16 protein-coding genes are annotated in these 17,508 nt (G+C 72.5%); 8 read left to right on the forward strand and 8 right to left on the reverse strand.

What is annotated here, in order from left to right; all coding sequences use genetic code 11:
- The first annotated feature begins 13 nt into the window (after positions 1-13).
- Positions 14-1,189: a Gfo/Idh/MocA family protein gene (locus tag ACFQ46_RS20450; RefSeq protein WP_380261512.1), complete on the forward strand. Its 1,176-nt coding sequence runs from the start codon at positions 14-16 to the stop codon at positions 1,187-1,189.
- Between the two features lie 62 nt (positions 1,190-1,251).
- Positions 1,252-2,112, forward strand: coding sequence for a sugar phosphate isomerase/epimerase family protein (locus tag ACFQ46_RS20455; RefSeq protein WP_380261515.1), 861 nt, complete (start codon positions 1,252-1,254; stop codon positions 2,110-2,112).
- A gap of 6 nt (positions 2,113-2,118) precedes the next feature.
- Here ACFQ46_RS20455 and ACFQ46_RS20460 read toward each other — a convergent pair whose 3' ends face one another.
- Positions 2,119-3,123 carry a YeiH family protein gene (locus tag ACFQ46_RS20460; protein ID WP_380261517.1) on the reverse strand — a complete coding sequence of 335 codons (1,005 nt, stop codon included), beginning with the start codon at positions 3,121-3,123 and terminating at the stop codon, positions 2,119-2,121.
- 142 nt (positions 3,124-3,265) lie between these two features.
- On the opposite strand from ACFQ46_RS20460, the gene ACFQ46_RS20465 reads away from it, so the two are divergent.
- On the forward strand, positions 3,266-4,063 hold the full coding sequence (locus ACFQ46_RS20465; RefSeq protein ID WP_380261519.1) for a sugar phosphate isomerase/epimerase family protein: 798 nt from the start codon (positions 3,266-3,268) through the stop codon (positions 4,061-4,063).
- A gap of 10 nt (positions 4,064-4,073) precedes the next feature.
- On the opposite strand, the gene ACFQ46_RS20470 is transcribed toward ACFQ46_RS20465, so the two are convergent.
- The gene (locus ACFQ46_RS20470; protein ID WP_380261521.1) at positions 4,074-4,487 is read right to left on the reverse strand and encodes a DUF1810 domain-containing protein; all 414 of its coding nucleotides are present in this window, start codon (positions 4,485-4,487) and stop codon (positions 4,074-4,076) included.
- A 53-nt stretch (positions 4,488-4,540) separates the two neighbouring features.
- Here ACFQ46_RS20470 and serC point away from each other — a divergent pair, with 53 nt between their 5' ends.
- Positions 4,541-5,701: a phosphoserine transaminase gene (gene serC, locus ACFQ46_RS20475; protein ID WP_328295267.1), complete on the forward strand. Its 1,161-nt coding sequence runs from the start codon at positions 4,541-4,543 to the stop codon at positions 5,699-5,701.
- A gap of 32 nt (positions 5,702-5,733) precedes the next feature.
- Positions 5,734-6,033, forward strand: coding sequence for a DUF1540 domain-containing protein (locus ACFQ46_RS20480; protein ID WP_328295268.1), 300 nt, complete (start codon positions 5,734-5,736; stop codon positions 6,031-6,033).
- Here the strand turns inward: ACFQ46_RS20480 and ACFQ46_RS20485 are convergent.
- Positions 6,018-7,208, reverse strand: coding sequence for a class I SAM-dependent methyltransferase (locus ACFQ46_RS20485; protein WP_380261523.1), 1,191 nt, complete (start codon positions 7,206-7,208; stop codon positions 6,018-6,020). The two genes, ACFQ46_RS20480 and ACFQ46_RS20485, sit on opposite strands and share 16 nt — an antisense overlap.
- Before the next feature lie 207 nt (positions 7,209-7,415).
- On the opposite strand from ACFQ46_RS20485, the gene ACFQ46_RS20490 reads away from it, so the two are divergent.
- Complete coding sequence (locus tag ACFQ46_RS20490; RefSeq protein ID WP_380261525.1) at positions 7,416-9,056, forward strand: DNRLRE domain-containing protein; 1,641 nt, start codon at positions 7,416-7,418, stop codon at positions 9,054-9,056.
- A gap of 115 nt (positions 9,057-9,171) precedes the next feature.
- On the opposite strand, the gene ACFQ46_RS20495 is transcribed toward ACFQ46_RS20490, so the two are convergent.
- Together ACFQ46_RS20495 and ACFQ46_RS20500 are read right to left on the reverse strand one after the other, a co-directional pair.
- The gene (locus tag ACFQ46_RS20495; RefSeq protein WP_380261527.1) at positions 9,172-10,458 is read right to left on the reverse strand and encodes an MFS transporter; all 1,287 of its coding nucleotides are present in this window, start codon (positions 10,456-10,458) and stop codon (positions 9,172-9,174) included.
- The gene (locus ACFQ46_RS20500; RefSeq protein ID WP_328295271.1) at positions 10,455-10,904 is read right to left on the reverse strand and encodes a MarR family transcriptional regulator; all 450 of its coding nucleotides are present in this window, start codon (positions 10,902-10,904) and stop codon (positions 10,455-10,457) included. The genes ACFQ46_RS20495 and ACFQ46_RS20500 overlap by 4 nt, the downstream gene beginning before the upstream one ends.
- Positions 10,905-11,078: 174 nt before the next feature.
- Between ACFQ46_RS20500 and ACFQ46_RS20505 the strand changes: the two genes are divergently transcribed.
- Positions 11,079-13,313: a putative bifunctional diguanylate cyclase/phosphodiesterase gene (locus ACFQ46_RS20505; protein ID WP_380261529.1), complete on the forward strand. Its 2,235-nt coding sequence runs from the start codon at positions 11,079-11,081 to the stop codon at positions 13,311-13,313.
- Here ACFQ46_RS20505 and ACFQ46_RS20510 read toward each other — a convergent pair.
- On the reverse strand, positions 13,287-14,519 hold the full coding sequence (locus ACFQ46_RS20510) for a PLP-dependent aminotransferase family protein (RefSeq protein WP_380261531.1): 1,233 nt from the start codon (positions 14,517-14,519) through the stop codon (positions 13,287-13,289). The genes ACFQ46_RS20505 and ACFQ46_RS20510 overlap by 27 nt on opposite strands.
- Positions 14,520-14,541: 22 nt before the next feature.
- Positions 14,542-15,456, reverse strand: a complete 915-nt coding sequence (locus tag ACFQ46_RS20515; RefSeq protein WP_380261533.1) for a LysR family transcriptional regulator — start codon at positions 15,454-15,456, stop codon at positions 14,542-14,544.
- A gap of 145 nt (positions 15,457-15,601) precedes the next feature.
- Here ACFQ46_RS20515 and ACFQ46_RS20520 point away from each other — a divergent pair, with 145 nt between their 5' ends.
- Positions 15,602-16,813, forward strand: coding sequence for a TDT family transporter (locus ACFQ46_RS20520; RefSeq protein ID WP_380261535.1), 1,212 nt, complete (start codon positions 15,602-15,604; stop codon positions 16,811-16,813).
- A gap of 278 nt (positions 16,814-17,091) precedes the next feature.
- On the opposite strand, the gene ACFQ46_RS20525 is transcribed toward ACFQ46_RS20520, so the two are convergent.
- The gene (locus ACFQ46_RS20525) at positions 17,092-17,214 is read right to left on the reverse strand and encodes a hypothetical protein (RefSeq protein WP_380261537.1); all 123 of its coding nucleotides are present in this window, start codon (positions 17,212-17,214) and stop codon (positions 17,092-17,094) included.
- Between the last annotated feature and the right edge of the window lie 294 nt (positions 17,215-17,508).

The raw sequence follows: 17,508 nt of genomic DNA on the forward strand, positions 1-17,508 counted from the left end.
GGAGGACGTCCGCATGAGCACCACCGTCAGGATCGGGATCGCCGGGTTCGGCACCCAGGGGTCGATGTACGCGAAGTTCGTGGCCGAGGGCCGCGTCGAGGGGATGAGCCTGGGCGCGGTCGCCGACGTCGACCCGGCCCGGCGCGCCGTCGCCGGCACCGACTTCCCGGACGTGCCGTCGTACGAGGACGTGATCGCCATGCTCGACAGCGGTGACGTCGACGCGGTCGTGACGACCGTGCCGCACTACCTGCACCCGGAGCTCGCGATCGCGGCGATGGAGCGCGGCGTCCACGTGCTCGTCGAGAAGCCCGCCGGCGTCTACGGCCGGCAGGTCGAGCAGATGAACGCCGTCGCCGCGGCCCACCCGGAACTGCGTTTCGGCGTGATGTTCAACCAGCGCAACAACCCGCTCTACCGTCGGCTGAAGGAGATCGTCGAGGCCGGTGAGATCGGCCGCATCATCCGTTCGAACTGGATCATCACCACGTGGTGGCGGCCGCAGGGCTACTACGACCAGAGCGCCTGGCGCGCCACCTGGGGCGGGGAGGGCGGCGGTGTCCTGGTGAACCAGGCTCCGCACCAGCTCGACCTGTGGCAGTGGATCTGCGGGGTGCCGGAGTCGGTCTTCGCCAAGGTGTCCTACGGACTGCAGCGCGACATCGCCGTCGAGGACGAGGTGACCGTCCTCGCCGACTTCGGCGGGGGTTCCACCGGGGTGTTCGTCACCGCGACGCACGACCTCGTGGGCACGGACCGGCTGGAGATCCAGGGCGACGCGGGGAAGATCGTCGTCGAGGGCAGCAAGGTCGCCACCGTGACCCGGCTGCGCGAACCCGAACGCGACCTGTCCGCCGGCCTGGGGATGGACCAGGTCCGGCAGCTGTTCCGGGGGCAGCTGGACTCCACGCAGTTCCACACCCAGGAGACCATCGAGTTCGCCTCGCAGTGGGGCGAGCAGCACGTCGGCGTCCTCGCGAACTTCGCGGCCGCCGTCCTGCACGACGAACCGCTGCTGGCGCCCGGTGCGGACGGACTGCTCGGGGTGCGACTGGCCAACGCCGTGCACCTCTCGAGCTGGACCGGGCAGGAGGTCGGCCTCGACTTCGACGACGACCTCTTCCTGAAGCTGCTCAACGAGCGCATCACCGAGGAGGGCCTCTTCCCGGCCCGGGACACCGGCCGGTGACCCCGGTCGAGGCGTGCGTCACACGCGACTGAACGATCCGATCGACCGAGAGGGAGCAGGACATGGCGAAGATCGGTGTGCAGGCGATGATGCTGCGCGAGAGCGTGGCCGAGATCGGTGCGTTCGAGACGCTGCGCCGGGTCCGCGAGATCGGCTACGGGGCGATCGAGGTCTCGCAGATCCCGATGACCGAGGACAACGTGGCCCAGCTCGAGAAGGCCCGGGACGAACTGGGGATCGAGATCGCGGCCCTGTCGGCCGGGTTGACCCCGCAGCCCGGTGGGGCCAACGACGCGCTCGAGGGCGACCTCGAGAAGATCGTCGCCGACTGCCGCCGTCTGGGCAGCGAGATGGTCCGGATCGGGATGCTGCCCTTCGACTGCATGACGGAGCTGGACAAGGTCCTGGACTTCTGCGACCGCGCCGAGGCGGCCGCGGCACGTCTGCAGGAGAGCGGCATCCGGCTCTACTACCACAACCACCACATCGAGTTCCTGAAGTTCGACGGTCGCTTCATGCTCGACGTCATCGCCGACCGGGCGCCGAACGTGGGGCTCGAACTCGACGTGCACTGGCTGCAGCGCGGTGGGGTGAACCCGGTCGCGGTCATCCAGCAGTACGCCGGCCGGGTCCGGATGGTGCACCTCAAGGACTACCGGATCGGCGAGATCCGGCCCGCGGCCTTCGAGGCCCTCGCCGCGGGCGACCGCGCGGCCTTCATGCGCGAGTTCAGCGAGGTCGTGCAGTTCGCGGAGGTGGGGGAGGGGAACCTCGACTTCCCCTCGATCGTCCCGGTCGCCGTCGCCAGCGGCGCGGAGTTCCTGCTCGTCGAGCAGGACCTGCTCTACGGCCGCACGGTCTGGGAGGCGCTGCAGACCTCCCACGACAACCTCGTCGCGATGGGTTTCTCCGACCTGTTCTGAGCGTGCTCAGCCGACGTGCAGGAGCTTCACGCCGGCCAGCGCGATCCCGGCGACCAGCACCCAGGAGCTGAGCCCGAGGACGAGGGACCGGCCACCGGTGCGCACCAGGTGCGGGACGTCGATGCCGGTGCCGAGGGCGAAGAGGGCGGCGACCAGCAGGATCGACTGGATCCGCTGGGCGTCGCCCAGCACGGCGTCGGGGACGACGCCGGTGGCACGCACGGCGACGGCCACCACGAAGGCGGCGACGAAGAACGGCAGCACCGGGGGCCGCTGCGCGGTGTCGGCCCCGACGGTCCGCCGACGGCGCAGGGCGACGAGGGCGACGAGCGGGGCCAGCAGCAGCACGCGGGAGAGCTTGACGACGACCACCGTGGCGAGCGCGCCGGGGACGCGGTCACCGGTGGCGACGGCCTGACCGACGTCGTGGACGCTGGCGCCCGCCCAGGCCCCGAACTCCTGGACGTCCAGGCCGAAGGGCTGGCGCAGCAGCGGCAGGAAGACGATCGCCAGCGTCCCGCAGAGGGTCACCAGGGCGATCGCGGTGCTGGTGTCCTCGTCGTCGGCATCGGTCGCGGGACGGACGGCGGCGATGGCGGAGGCGCCGCAGATGGAGAAGCCCGTCGCCACCAGCAGGGACCGGGCCGGGGGGAGCCCGAGGGCGCGGCCGATGAGCTGGGTCCCGAAGAACGTCACGACGACGACGCCGAGGATGAGGGCGATCCCGCCGAAGCCCAGCGCCGCGATCCCCGCTAGCGGCAGTTGCAGGCCGAGCAGCACCACCGCGATGCGCAGCAGGCGCCGGGAGGCGAACCCCGTCGCAGGGCGCCACTGCGAGCGGAACGTTCCCGTGCTGCGCAGCAGGGCCCCCAGCGCCACGGCCACCGTCGAGGCCGTCAGCGCGGGCAGGACCCCCTCGACCCCGAAGGCGATCGCGGTGGCGGCGGCGATGACGAGCAGGCCGGGCACCAGGGGGCGCACGACGGAACGGGACGAGACACGGAGCACCACCTCAGCCTCCTCCCCGGGGTGGGCGTCCGGAAGGCCCGGGGTCGCGTGTCGTCACAGGGAAGGGCTGTGACGTTGACCCTGCGCGAGACCCTGTGCCAGGCTGATCGGGAAAGCGCATTCCAGCATCGACGACGGAGTGACGATGGACCCCGCGCGGCTCAGCCTGAACCAGATCACCGTGAACTCCCTCGGCCTGCCCGAGACCCTCGACGCCTGCGTCCGCCACGACGTCGGCGCCGTGGCGCTCTGGCGCGACAAGATCGCCGCCGTCGGCCTCGACCGGGCCGGGGGACTCGTCGCCGACTCCGGGGTCCACGTCAGTTCCGTCTGCCGCGGGGGGATGTTCACCACCGGTGACCCCGCCGACGTCCGGGCCGACAACCGCGCCGCCGTGGACGAGGCGGCGGCGCTGGGCGCGGACGCCCTCGTCCTGGTCTGCGGTCCCCTGACCGACCGCGACCTCGCCGCCGCGCGGGGCCGGGTGCGCGACGGCATCGCCGACCTGCTTCCCTACGCCCGCGACCGGGGCGTCCCCCTGGCCGTCGAACCGTTGCACCCCATGATGATCGCCGAACGCTCGGTCGTCGTGACGCTGCGCCAGGCCCTCGACCTCTGCGACGACCTCGGCGACGGGGTGGGGGTCGTGGTCGACGCGTACCACGTCTGGTGGGACCCGGACCTCGACGCGCAGCTCGCCCGGGCCCACGGTCGCGTCCGGGGCTACCACGTCTCCGACTGGCTGCCGCGGACCACCGACCTGCTGCTGGACCGCGGGATGATGGGGGACGGCGTGATCGACCTGCCGCGGCTGTCGGGACTGGTCGCCGCGGCCGGCTACGACGGACCCGTGGAGGTCGAGATCCTCTCCTCCCGCTGGTGGGCCGAGGACCCCGACGACGTCGTCCGCACGGCCCGCAAGCGGTTCGAGGAGTTCGTCTGAGCGTCGCCGCTCAGCCTGCGGAGCCCAGCAACCGCTCGGTCGCGGGGTCAGTCTCGCCCCCGAAGAACTTCGTCAGGACCCGGTCGAACAGGTCCTCGTCGGAGCAGGCGGCGAAGAGGGTCAGGGAACTGCGCAGCTTCACCTCGTCGACCGCTCCGAAGACCGCGCGGGCGTCGTCGGCCGCACCGTCGAGCAGGACCTGGCAGTTCTCCCGCAGCCTCGCCCCGAGCACCGGGTGGGCGAGGTAGGCGCGGGCCTCCTCCCGGCCCGAGAGCGCGAACTCCACCGAGGTCGGGGAACTCCCCAGCAGCAGCTGCGGGAACTCCCACCACATCCAGTGCGAGGTCTTGCGCCCGGCCCGCAGTTCCGCGAGGGCCCGGTCGTGGGTGGCGTCGGAGGCGGCGACGAAGCGTTCGAGGTCCACTCCGCCATGGTGTCCCTGCGCGGCCGGGTCCGCGCGTGCGGGAGGATCGCGTCGTGAACCTGGACGACCCCGCGCTGCGCATCCCCTCCGAGCTGCTCCCCGGCGACGGCCGGTTCGGCTCCGGGCCCTCCAAGGTGCGGGCCGGGCAGGTGGCCGCCCTCGTCGCCGCCGGCCCGGGGGTCCTCGGGACCTCCCACCGCCAGGAGCCGGTGAAGTCGCTGGTGCGCCGGGTGCGCAGCGGTCTGGCGGAGCTGTTCGCGCTGCCCGACGGCTACGAGGTCGTCCTCGGCAACGGCGGCAGCACCGCGTTCTGGGACGTCGCGGCGCTGTGCCTGGTCCGGGAGCGTTCCCAGCACCTGGTGCTGGGAGAGTTCTCCTCGAAGTTCGCCGCGGCAGTCGCGGCAGCGCCCTTCCTCGCCGAACCCGTCGTCGTGCGCGGTGAACCGGGGACCCTGCCCCGGCTGGGGGAGGTCGCCGACGGCGTCGACGTGCTCGCCTGGCCGCACAACGAGACCTCCACCGGGGTGATGGCCCCCGTGCTGCGCCCCGAGGGCCCGACCCCCGCGCAGGGTGGTCCGCTCGTCGTCGTCGACGCGACCTCCGGGGCCGGCGGCCTCGCCGTCGACGTCTCGCAGACCGACGCCTACTACTTCGCGCCGCAGAAGTCCTTCGCCTCCGACGGTGGGCTCTGGATCGCGCTGCTCTCGCCCGCCGCGCTGGACCGGGTCCACGAGACCGGTGCGTCGGGGCGCTGGACCCCGGCGTCGCTGGACCTGCAGATCGCGGTGGAGAACTCCCGCAAGGACCAGACCTACAACACCCCCGCGGTCGCGACGCTGGTGATGCTCGCCGACCAGGTCGAGTGGATGCTCGCGCAGGGCGGACTGGCGTGGGCGGCGGGCCGGTCCGCGGAATCGGCGGGGATCGTCTACGACTGGGCGGGCTCCCGGGAGTGGGCGCAGCCCTTCGTGACCGAGCCGGCGGCACGCAGCAACGTCGTCGCGACGATCGACCTGGACGCGTCGATCGACGCGAACGCCGTGCAGGAGGTGCTGCGCAGCAACGGGATCGTCGACGTCTTCCCCTACCGGAGCCTGGGGCGCAACCAGCTGCGGATCGGGATGTTCCCGGCGGTCGACCCGGAGGACGTGCGCGCCCTGACGCGGTGCGTGGACCACGTCGTGCCGGTGCTGAGGACAGGCAGTCCTGCCTAGTCACGCGCCGGGTGCGTGGCTACGTTCGACGCATGGCGACCGTGAACCTGGACCTGACCCCGATCCACCAGTGCTCCGCCAGCGGCTGCACGTTCAACGCTGACGTCTCCTGCCACGCCCCGACGATCACCGTGGGCGACCACGGCGCGAACCACTGCGGGACCTTCCTCGGCATCCCGGCCAAGCACGGTTCGACGGCCGAGGGCCACGTCGGGGCGTGCCAGCTGAGCGACTGCTCGCACAACTCCGACCTCAGCTGCACCGCCGCGACCATCGAGGTGGGCACCGAGGCCTCGGGTGCGACGAAGTGCCTCACCTACGCGAGCGTCTGACGGACTCCCGCGAGTTCCGGGGCCAGCATCCGGGCCAGGGCGGGTTCCACGCCCCAGGCGCCGGTCAGCGCGTCGAACTCGTCCAGCAGCTCGGCCAGCCGTGAACCCTGCGGACGGCCGGCGCGCACCGCGCGGATCATCGCGTTGCGCGGGGTGTGCGCGGAGTCGATGAACTCGACGACCTCGACGCGGTAGCCGAGCAGTTGCAGCACGAGGCTGCGCAGGGTGTCGGTGAGCACGTCGGCGAACCGCTCGCGCAGGATCGCGTGCCGCACCAGCGGCGAGGCGTGGCCAGCGATCTGACGCTGCACGTCGCGGTGGCAGCACGGCGCGGCCAGCACCAGGGGGGCGTCCCAGCGCACGGCGCGGGCCAGGGCCTCGTCGGTGGCGGTGTCGCACGCGTGCAGGGCCATCACGACGTCCGGGGTCGCGTCGGGGAACGGGGTGGCGCCCTCGATGGACCCGACCGCGAACTCCAGCCCCGGCAGGCCCGCGTCGGCGGCCGCCTTGCGGCCCGTGGCGACGACGTCCTCGCGGACGTCGACCCCGACCGTCACGAGCTCCCGCTCGCTCGCGTGCGCCTGTCCGCTGAGCCAGCGGTGCGCGGCGAAGGTCAGGTAGGCGTTGCCGCAGCCGAGGTCGACCGCGCGCAGCACCGGCCCGGACCGCTCGACCACCGCGGGGGTGAGCGGCGCGAGCTGGCGGACGAAGGCCTCGACCTGCCGCCGCTTGTCGCCGCCGGCGCCGAGGACGCGGAACAGCGGGTCGTCGGGGTCGACGAGGCGCTGCTTGCTCCGGTCGTGCTGCTGCGGTCCGGCGGCCTGCCGGGCCGGGGCGCGGTGCACCTGGGCGTCGCCCTTCTTGGTGATCCGGACCTGGACGACCTCGTCCGCCGTCTCCACGTGCAGGTTGCCGTAGGCCTGTCCCAGGAGCTCGTCCACCGCCGCCCCCGCGTCGGCCACCGCGACGTTGCGGGTGCTCACGACGGGACCGGTGCGGGCCGTGAACTGCAGGTGCGGCCCGTTCTTCAGCTGCACCGGCCGGACCTCGACCCGCTCCGCCGCCGGCGGTTCCAGCCCCTTGCGACGCCCTGCCGCGACGGCCCGGGCGAGCTGCTCGGTGTCGAGCAGCAGGGCGCGGACGTCGGCGAGGGCGGAGGAGAGCTCGGTGGGCACGCCCCCATTCTCGCCCCGCTCGACGACCACGACGGCCAATAGCACGAGGGGTGCCCTGCGCGCAGCCGAAGTGGCGGGGTTGCGCAGTCCTGCGTAGTTCCTGGTCGGCGGGGACGAGTCCTGCGTACAAAGGCTCCACCACCTGCGCCGACGCAACCCTCGGAGGGTCCAGCTCGCGCCCGCAGGACCTGATGAAGGAGTCCGAAGATGTCGTTCCCGGTGCCCCGCACGCCCTCGCTCCCGAAGATCCTCCCGCACCGCGCCGTCGGTGCCGTCCTCGCGGCCCTGGTCGTGACCACGATGAGCGCGACCTCGCTGGTCACCGGTGCCGCACCCGCGGCGGCCGTCGGCACGCAGACCCTGAAGGCGGCGGCCGACGCCGGGGTCTTCAGCGGTCAGCCCACGACGAACTGGGGGACCAGCACCACCGCCCGAATCGACCACTCGGCCAGCGCCGACCGGCCCTGGTACGTCCGCTTCGCCGCCCCCGTCGTCCCCGCGGGGGAGCGGATCGTGGAGGCGCACCTGCGGTTCACGACCAAGGCCGTGAGTTCGGGGTACACCAAGGCCCCGGCCGTGAAGGTCGCCGACACCAGCACGAGCTGGTCGGAGACGACGCTCACCTACGCCGACCGCCCGGCCGCCGGCGCCCTCGTCAGCGGGACGGCGGCTCCCGCGGCCGTGGGCGCCATCAGCGACGTCACGCTGAAGGGGTACACCGGCGGTGCGCTCTCGTTGGTGGTCCAGGCCACGGACGCCGGGTCGGGTCACGTCTGGTCCCGCGAGGACACCGGCGGCCACGGCCCCGTCCTCGTCGTGCGGACGGCGAAGGCCGGGGTGCAACCGGACCTGTCCCCGGCCACCGGCAGCTGGCTGGGCTGGTACCTGTCAGGCAACGGCGACCCCCGGACGAAGGAGTCCACCTACGGGCGGCAGGGCGACGCCTTCCGGCGCTACTACTCCCTCTCGGACCTCGGGGGCTGGCCGACCGCCGCCGACGTCACCATCGCCAAGGCCGACTCCAGCCGTCGAGTGCTCTTCGCCTCGGTGACGTCCAAGTGCTTCCCCAAGCAGGGCACGTGTCCCACCAGCGTGAACGGTCGCGCGATCCCCGCGCCGGGGCTGACGCTGACCGCGGAGAACGCCAAAGACTTCGCGGGTTCCTACTGGACCCCGCAGCAGATCACCAGCGGTGCCCTCGATCCTGTCATCGACGCCGAGGCGGCCCGGATCAAGGCGACAGGTCTGCGGTTCGTCCTGGACCTCATGCCCGAGGTCGACACCATCACCAACGAGATGGACGACACGACCCCCGTGGCCGCGTACGGCGGACTCACCCTGCGGGACTGGTGGGAGACGACCTACCGGGCGGCGTTCCAGCACTGGGTGGACCGGTTGAAGGCCCAGGGCGCGACCAACGTGGTGTTCGCGATGGACTACGCCGGTTTCCGGGCCGAGGACAGCGTCTACCAGCGGACCTACCCCGGGGACGCCTACGTCGACTGGATCGCCTGGGACCCCTACGACTTCAAGTGCACCAAGTCGGGGGTCCTGAACACCTGGAAACCCTTCTACACCCGGGTCGAGAACGGCTTGCTGGGAACGGGCGCCAAGAGCAAGAGCTACGGCCTGTTCGAGACCGGCGTCGGCAAGGGGACCCAACCCGGTTCGTGCCGGGTGACGTGGGTGAACGGGATGGCCGAGGCGGCCGCGGCATTGCCCAAGATCAAGGCGGTCCTGTACTTCAACCGCGCCAGCGCCGACTACAACCTCGACAGCGACCCGGCTGTGCAGGCCGCGTGGGTCTCCGAGATCCAGAGCTCGTACTTCAACCAGCCGCACAGCTGAGGTCGTTCCGGGGGCAGGCCGGCCCGGTCGCAGCTCCCGGACCACACGGACGGGTGGTGCGCGACTCCCTGCTGGACGCGGGGAGGCGCGCACCACGCGCAGGGCCGGGCGAGCGTCAGGCCGCGGCGGCGTCGCGGGTGCCGGCGTCGATCGGGACGACCCGCAGGTGCGGGGTGTTCTTCAGCGAGTAGCTGACCCGGACCTTGGCGCGGCGCAGCAGGTAGATCCCGACGGCGATCGCGATGAGCATCGAGGGGATCGAGCCGACGAGGATCGACCACGACGGTCCGTAGCGCGTGCCCATCCAGCCGACGACGGGGCCGCCGATCACGGTGCCGCCCTGCATGAGCGACATGTACATCGCCATCACGCGACCCCGCATGCGGGGTTCGGTGCTCATCTGCACGGTCGCGTTGGCGGACGTCATGAGGGTGAGCGAGGCCAGGCCCATGAACGGCAGCACGAGCAGGTAGAGCGCGTAGGTCGGCATCAGGGCGGCCACCGAGGCGAGCACCCCGAACAGGAACGCGGCCCCGATCACCAGCCGGTAGCGGGGACGTTCGCGGCGTGCGGCGACGAGGGCGCCGGCCAGCGAGCCGACCGCCAGCACCGTCCCCGCGAGGCCGAACCCGGCGGAGTCGGTGTGGAACTTCACGCTCGTCATCAGCGCGCTGGTCAGCTGGAAGTTCAACCCGAACGTCCCGATGACCCCGACGAGGGCGAAGATCGCCAGCAGGTCGGGACGGGCCCGGACGTAGGCCAGCCCCTCCTTCATGCCTCCCGTCCCCTTGGCGGGCCGCTCCCGCGGGACGGGGTGGGCGGGGCGCATCAGGTGCAGCATGAACATCGGGGCGATGAAGGACAGCGCGTTGAGGAGGAACACCGGACCCGTCCCGATCCAGGCGATCAGGACGCCCGCGAGGGCGGGGCCGATCAGCCGGGCGGAGTTGAACGAGGCGGAGTTCAGGCCGATCGCGTTCGGCAGGTCCTCGCGCGGGACGAGCTGGCTGACGAAGGTCTGGCGCACCGGCCCGTCGATCGCGGAGACGCAGCCGAGGAGCACGGCCAGGACGTAGACGTGCCAGAGCTCGGCCCGCCCGGACAGCACGAGGGCGGCCATGACGAGTCCGAGGAAGCCCATCGCCGCCTGCGTCGCCATCAGCGTGCGGCGCTGCGGGAAGCGGTCGGCGATGGTCCCCGCGATGGGCGCGAGCACCAGGATCGGACCGAACTGCAGGCCGGTGGTGATCCCGCCCGCGGTGCCCGACCCGTGGGTGAGGACCTGGATGACGAGCCAGTCCTGGGCGACGCGCTGCATCCAGGTGCCGGTGTTGGAGATGACGGCGCCACCGGCCCACAGCCGGTAGTCGCGGTGCCGCAGCGAGCGGAAGGTCTGGTTCACTCGCTGATCACCGTGCGCAGGATGCGGGCGGCCTCGGCGAGGGTGGCGCGTTCCGCCTCGGTCAGGCTCTCGAGCCGCCGGCTCAGCCAGGCCGCGCGCCGGGCCCGCGTCTCCTCGACCACCTCACGGCCGCGGTCCGTGACCGAGATCAGGACCTGGCGACCGTCGTCGGGGTGGTCGGTGCGGGTGACCAGGCCCTGCTCGACGAGACCGGCGATCGTGCGGGTCATCGAGGGGGGCCGCACGTGCTCGGCCTCGGCGAGTTCCCCGGGCGTGCGCGGACCCTGCGTGAACAGGTGCGCCAGCACCGAGAACTGCGCGTCGGAGAGTTCGTCGACGCTCTTCTGCGCCCGCAACCGCCGGGCCGTCCGCAGCAGCGAGACCCGCAGGTCCACGGCGAGCTGGTCGAGGGCGGTGGGGTTCGGATCGGTACGGGCGGCAGGCACGACGCCGAGCTTAGTCGTTAGGGTGGCTAATTACCAACGGCAACCAGTTGGTTGGCGGACCTGTGAGAATCTCCTCGAGCTTCCGCAGGGGCCTACGGCGCGTTAGAGTCGGTGACGTTGCGTAGCGGTCTAACGGGCGTTCCTGTCCCGTGGCGCGGAGGGTGGAGCGGACGAGTGAGTGGATCCCCGGCGGCCTCGGCCACCCGCAGAGCACGACGGGCCCTGGAGCGTGCCGCGGCAGCCGTCGCAGCGCAGCACGCGCGTGACGACGGCTCCGTGCACCTCGACCTCGACGACGAACCCGACCTGGTCGTGCGGACGACGGTCACGACCCACCTCAACGCCGGAGCCGCCCTGCTGCGCGCCCAGCGCCGCTTCGCGGAGTCCCGGGACCTCACCTCCCTGGCCGAGGAGCTCGTCTCCGAGGTCCACCGCTGCGGCCACCAGCGCGTCCTGCTGCTGGAGACCGTCGCCCGCTCCCGCCACCGCGAACTCGAGGTGCTCGCCGCGCGCGGGGACATCCTGCTCGTCCAGGGCCGCCGGATCACCGGGAGCGACCTCACTCGGATGTCACCGTCCGCCGTCGTCGAACTCGTCCCCGGTCACCCGTCGGCCCCGCGGCTCGCGGTCTGGGGGGTGGCCGACACCACCACGCCCACGCTCGAGGTGCTCGCCGCCGCCGGCGGGGCCTCCTGGCGGGCGCTCGTCGCCACCGCCGACGCCCAGCGCGCCGACCGCGAGTCCACCAGCGCGCAGTTGCTGCTGTCCGGAGCGCTGCGCCTCGCCGGGCTCGGCTCCTGGTCGTGGGACCCCGTGACGGGGGTCCTCCGCCTCGACGACCGGTTGCGGGAGATGCTGGGGCGCAGCGCCTCCGACCCGGACCCCGACCTCGAGACCTGGCGGGCCGGCGTCCACCCCGACGACCGCGGCCCCTTCACCGGGGTCGAGGACCCCGCCGCGCACGCCGGGACCTCCGCGCCCTACCCCTTCCGCGTCCGCTCCACCGACGGCACCGAACGCACGTTCCTCGGGATGAGCGTCCCCCTGGCCACGACGAGTTCCAGCGTCGTGCAGGGTCTCGTCCTGGACGTCTCGGCCGGGGAGAAGTCGACCGGGGAACTCGTCCGGCTCGCCCAGTGCGACTCCCTCACGGGCCTGGCCAACCGCTCCGTCATGGACATCCGCCTCGCGGAGGCCCTGGAGAAGGCGACCGCCGTCGACGCCGTCGCCCTCGTCCTGCTCGACCTCGACCGCTTCAAGCTCGTCAACGACACCCTCGGGCACCAGATCGGCGACGCCCTGCTGCGCCAGGTCGCCGTGCGCCTCGAGGACGCCGCCCCGCCCGGGGCGACCCTGGCCCGCCTCGGGGGCGACGAGTTCGTCGTGATGGTCCCGGGGATCACCCGTCCCGAGGCCGCCTCGATCATGGCCCGCGACCTGCTCCGCCGACTCCGTTCGCCCATGCTGCTGCCCGGGTTGCCGGAACCCTTCGTGTGCACCTCCAGCGCCGGGATCGCCGTCGGGCACCAGGGCACCGCCGACGACCTGTTCCGCAGCGCGGACATGGCCCTCTACCGCGCCAAGGACGGCGGCCGGGACCGCGTCGCCGTCTACGACTCCGCCATGCGGGAGCAGGCGCAGGCCCGCCGCGACGCCGAGCACCGCGTCCGCCGGGCCCTGCGCACCGACGGGCTGCGGGTGGTCTGGCAACCCATCGTCGACCTGCGCGACAACCGCAAGCTCGTCGCCGCCGAGGCCCTCGTCCGCCTCGAGGACCCGGTCGAGGGACTGCTGGAGCCCAAGCACTTCGTCGACACCGCCGAGGACACCGGCCTCATCGTCGACGTCGACACCTGGGTCCTCGGTGAGGCGCTGCGGCAGCTGCGGGAGTGGCGTCGCGCCGACGTCGACCTCCAGGTCTCCTTCAACGTCTCCGGCAAGACCCTCGAGCACCCCGCGTTCGCGCACCGCCTCGCCCACAGCGTCGAGTCCACCGGTGCCGCCGGCACGTCCCTGCTCTGCGAGGTCACCGAGCGGACCCTCATCGACCTCTCCAGCACGACCCGGGCCAGCCTCGGGGAACTGCGCAGCATGGGCGCGCGCGTCGGCCTCGACGACTTCGGTACGGGGTACTCCTCGCTGTCCTACCTGGACCGGTTCCCGCTCAGCTTCCTCAAGATCGACATGAGCTTCGTCCGACCGCTGGGGACCTCCGACCGCGCCGAGGCCGTCGTCCGGGCGCTCATCAGCCTCGCCCACGCCCACGGCATGGTCGTCACGGCCGAAGGCGTGGAGACCGAGCTCCAGGCGACCATGCTGCAGGACATGGGGTGCGACCGCGGCCAGGGCTACCTCTTCGGGCGGCCCGTGGACGCCTCGCTGCTACCGGTGGGGATCCTCGGCGCGTAGCACCGCCCCCAGTCGGGCGACCCCCGCGGCGATCCGGTCCGGCGCGTGGGTCGTGAACGACATCCGCAACGTCGCCCGGTCGGGCGCCCCGGCGAAGAACGAGGCCCCCGGCACGAACGCCACCCCCGCCGCCAGCGCCGCGGGCAGCAGCGTCGCCGTGTCCAGGCTCGCGCCGGGGTCCGGGAGGCGGACCCAGGTGAACATCCCGCCGTCCGGGCGCGACCAGGAACTCCCGGCCGGGAGTTCAACCGCCAGGGCGGCCAGCAGGGCGTCGCGGCGCTCGCGGTAGGCGGTGACGACCGTCGCGACGTGGGCGTCGAGGTCGGTGCGCAGCAGGTAGTCCGCCGCGGCGGCCTGGTCGATGGTGGAGGTCTGCAGGTCGGCCGCCTGCTTCGCGACGACGACCGCCGGGCGCAACGCCCGCGGGATCCGGGCCCAGCCCAGGCGCAATCCCGGCGCCCCGATCTTGGAGAAGCTGCCGAGGTGCACGCACCGGTCCGCCAGCAGGGGGTCGGCGGCCAGCGCGGCCACGTGCTCACCGGAGTAGCGGAGTTCGCCGTAGGGGTCGTCCTCGACGATCCACGTCCCGTGCTCCGCGGCGAGTTCCGCGATCCGGGACCGGCGCGACGCCGACAGGGTGCGACCGGTCGGGTTCGCGAAGTTCGGGACGAGGTACAGGACGCTCGGGCGGTGCGCCCGGAAGACCTCCTCGACCGACTCCGGGATCGCGCCGTCCTCGTCGGAGGCGACGCCCACGACGCGGGCGCCGGCCAACGAGAACGTCTGCAGCGCAGCGAGGTAGCTCGGTTCCTCGACGGCGACGACGCTGCCGGGTTCCAGCAGGGCGGTCGTGAGCAACGTGAGGGCCTGCTGCGAACCCGTCGTGACCAGCAGGTCGTCGGGACCGGTGGGCACTCCCCGGCGGGTCAGTCGGGCGGCGATGAGTTCCCGCAGACCGGGATCACCCTCGGTGGCCGCGTACTGCAGGTTCCGCCGTCCCGCCGGACCGGACAACGCACGGACGAAGGACTCGCGCAGGCCGTCGACGTCGAAGAGTTCCGCCGCGGGCAGACCGCCGGCGAAGGAGATGACGTCCTCGTCGCCGACCAGGGCCAGCAGGTCGCGGACGGGGGAGGAACGCACCCCGGCCAGTCGGGAACGGACCGGGGCGGGCGGGATCGAGCGCTGGGTCGGTTTCGTGGTCACGGGGAACTCCTCGGGGGCTGTCTCAGGGGGCAGGGTCGGGGTCGCCGAGGGGACGGGCGGCCACAGCGAGCAGCGCGCGCGCCGGGCCGGTGGGGCGTTGCCCGTGCGGCCACACCGCCCGCAGCTCGCGCGCCAGGTCCAGGTCAGCGAGCGGGACCACCACCAGGCGCCCGGCCCGGACGTCCTCGGCGACGGCCAGGCTGCTCAACACCGCCGGCCCGGCACCGGCCAGAACCGCTGAGCGCACCGCGGCGGTCGAAGACAGCTCCAGCAACGGCTGAGCCGGGGCGCCGACGGCTGCCTGCAGGAAGGTGCGGGTGCCTGAGGTGGGTTCGCGGTGCACCAGTCGTGTGCTGCTCAGTTCCGCGGCGGTCAGCGGGCGGCGACGACGTGTCCACGGGTGCCGGGGTGGGACGACGACCTGCAGCCGGTCCCAGGCCACGGTGCGCCCGTCCAGACCACTCGGCAGGTCTGGGCCCTCGATGAACCCCAGGTCGGCCTGGGCGGCCAGCACCCGCTGGGCCACCTCGGCGCTGTTGACCGCGTCCAGGGCCACCGCGGTGTCCGGGTGTTCGCCGGCGAGCTGCACCAGCCAGCGCGGCAGGAGGTGCTCGGCCACCGTCAAGCTGGCTGCCACCCGCAGCCGGGAGGATCGGTCGATGCGCAGGGAGGTGATGCCTGCGTCCAGGTCCGCCGCGGCGGCCAGGACCTCACGGGCCCACTCCAGCAGCAGCGCCCCCTCCCGGGTCAGGGTCGAGCCGCGGGCTCCGCGTTCGAGCAGGGGAAAGCCCACCAGCTGCTCCATCCGCTGCAGGCGAGTGCTGGCTGCGGCCTGACTGACGCTGCGCTGGGCGGCGGCCTTGCCCAGGCTGCCGGTGGTGGCCACCGCCAGCAGCAGCTCCAGGGCGCTGAGGTCGGGTACGTGCGCGGACAACACCGGGGAACCCTAGCCCGCGCATCTCGCGTCCCACAATGCAGTGTTATGAGTGCACAACGAGAAGGCCCCTACTGACCGCCGCCGGGCGCGATGAACCTGGATGCGTCCGGAGTTGCCCGGACGAACTTCTCGCCTGGGAGTGCTCATGTCCGCACCAACCACCGTTCCCCCGCCGCTGCCCAAGCCCGCCCACCACCCCTGGACCCGTCCCCGGGTTCGGCCCCGGGCCGAGACCCGGCACAACCCGTCCAGCGCCGGCCGCCCGCGCCAGGAAGACGGCGCCCGGCTTCCGGTGAGGCGTTCCTCGGGGTACTTCCCCCCGAACTGGTTCGCCGCGGCCATGGGTACCGGCATCGTCGCCACCGCAGCAGCGACCCTGCCGGTGCAGGTCCCCGGTCAGCGCACCTTCGCCACCACCGTCTGGGTCGCCGACGCCGTCCTCCTGGCGGTACTGCTGACCGCCACCGCAGTGCACTGGGTCCGCCACCCCCAGCAGGCCCGCGCACACATCAGCCACCCGGTCATCAGCCACTTCTACGGCGCACCGCCGATGGCGATGCTCACCGTCGGCGCCGGGGCCCTGCTCGTAGGCCGTGATGTGGTCGGGGCCCACACCGCGGTCCTCATCGACGCGGTCTTGTGGGTCGCGGGAACCCTCACCGGTCTGATCAGCGCTGTGGTTGTGCCCTACTACGCCTTCACCCGCCACCGGTACGAGCCGGCCAGCCCGTTCGGGGGGTGGTTGATGCCGATCGTGCCGCCCATGGTCTCGGCCAGCACCGGGGCACTCCTGGTGCCGCACACCGCGCCGGGGCAATGGCGCACCACGCTGCTGCTGGGCTGCTACAGCCTGTTCGGCTTCTCGCTGCTGGCCAGCCTCGTCATCATCACCTTGATCTGGGGCCGCCTGATGCAGCACAAGGTGGGCGCAGCCGCGGCGGTTCCCACGCTGTGGATCGTCCTGGGCCCGCTGGGCCAGTCGATCACCGCGGCCGGTCTGCTCAGCAAGGCCGCCGCCGGTGTCCTGCCGGCCACCGAGGTCCAGGCGACCAACGGCTTCGCGCTGTTGTACGGACTGGGGACGTGGGGTTTCGCGGTGCTGTGGTTCGCCGTGGCCACCGCTCTCACCCTGCGCACCCTCCGCAGCGGTCTGCCGTTCAGCCTCACCTGGTGGAGCTTCACCTTCCCCGTCGGAACGGTGGTCACCGGCACCAGTGGCTTGGCCGCCCGCACGGGCCTGCACCTGTTCACCGTGACCGCGGCAGGCCTCTACGTGGTGCTCCTGCTGGCCTGGCTCCTCGTCGCGACCCGCACCGCCCGCGGCGCACTCAACGGCACACTGCTGGTGCCGGCATGAGGAGCGGAACGCGCACGCCGCCACGCGGGGGCTGCTCCTGGGCGTCACCTCCCCCGTCGACGGGAAGGAGCGCCGCCAGCTGTTCGGCGGCCGCCGGACGCGGTGCGGACCGCGTGGTGTCCCAGGAGACACGACCGGCGACGCTCTCCACCCACCGGCTCCACCCCAGGCAGGTGATCTCAGGCGGAAGCAGACCGGCGGGGGAGCGTCCTCGGCCAACCCGAGAGCGGGCACCTCCTGGAGCTGGCTGGCGGGTGGCCGCACCAGACCGTCACTGATCAGTGCAGCAGATCCCGCTGCCCGGTACCCGGCTGCTTCTCGCGCAGGGCTCCCTGCCGAGGGAACCCCGTTCCGTGCAGCTCTCGAGCGACGAAGTGCTGGGCGACGTCCTGGGAGTCCACGCCACTGACCTGGGACCATGCTGCTGGAGGGATGATCCATGCCGGTTCGGCCTTGGACGTGACAGGCCTCGGCGCTGCATGCTCACGCCACCACAGCGACGGACCGATCCCGGCGCCAGCCCCGTCGACGACCCGTGCAGCCCGTCTGTGCCGGGTGAGCGGGGGCGGCGGGAACGGGATCGCTGCCCCCCGGAACCACGGATGGAGGAGAACGATGACTCAGTCGGAGATCCAGGACCTGCGACCCACGTTGAGCGATCCGGACGTGCAGACCGCTGTGTGGTTCCTGGGAGC

The sequence above is a fragment of the Kineococcus sp. GCM10028916 genome, assembly GCF_042674865.1.
GTDB lineage: Bacteria > Actinomycetota > Actinomycetes > Actinomycetales > Kineococcaceae > Kineococcus.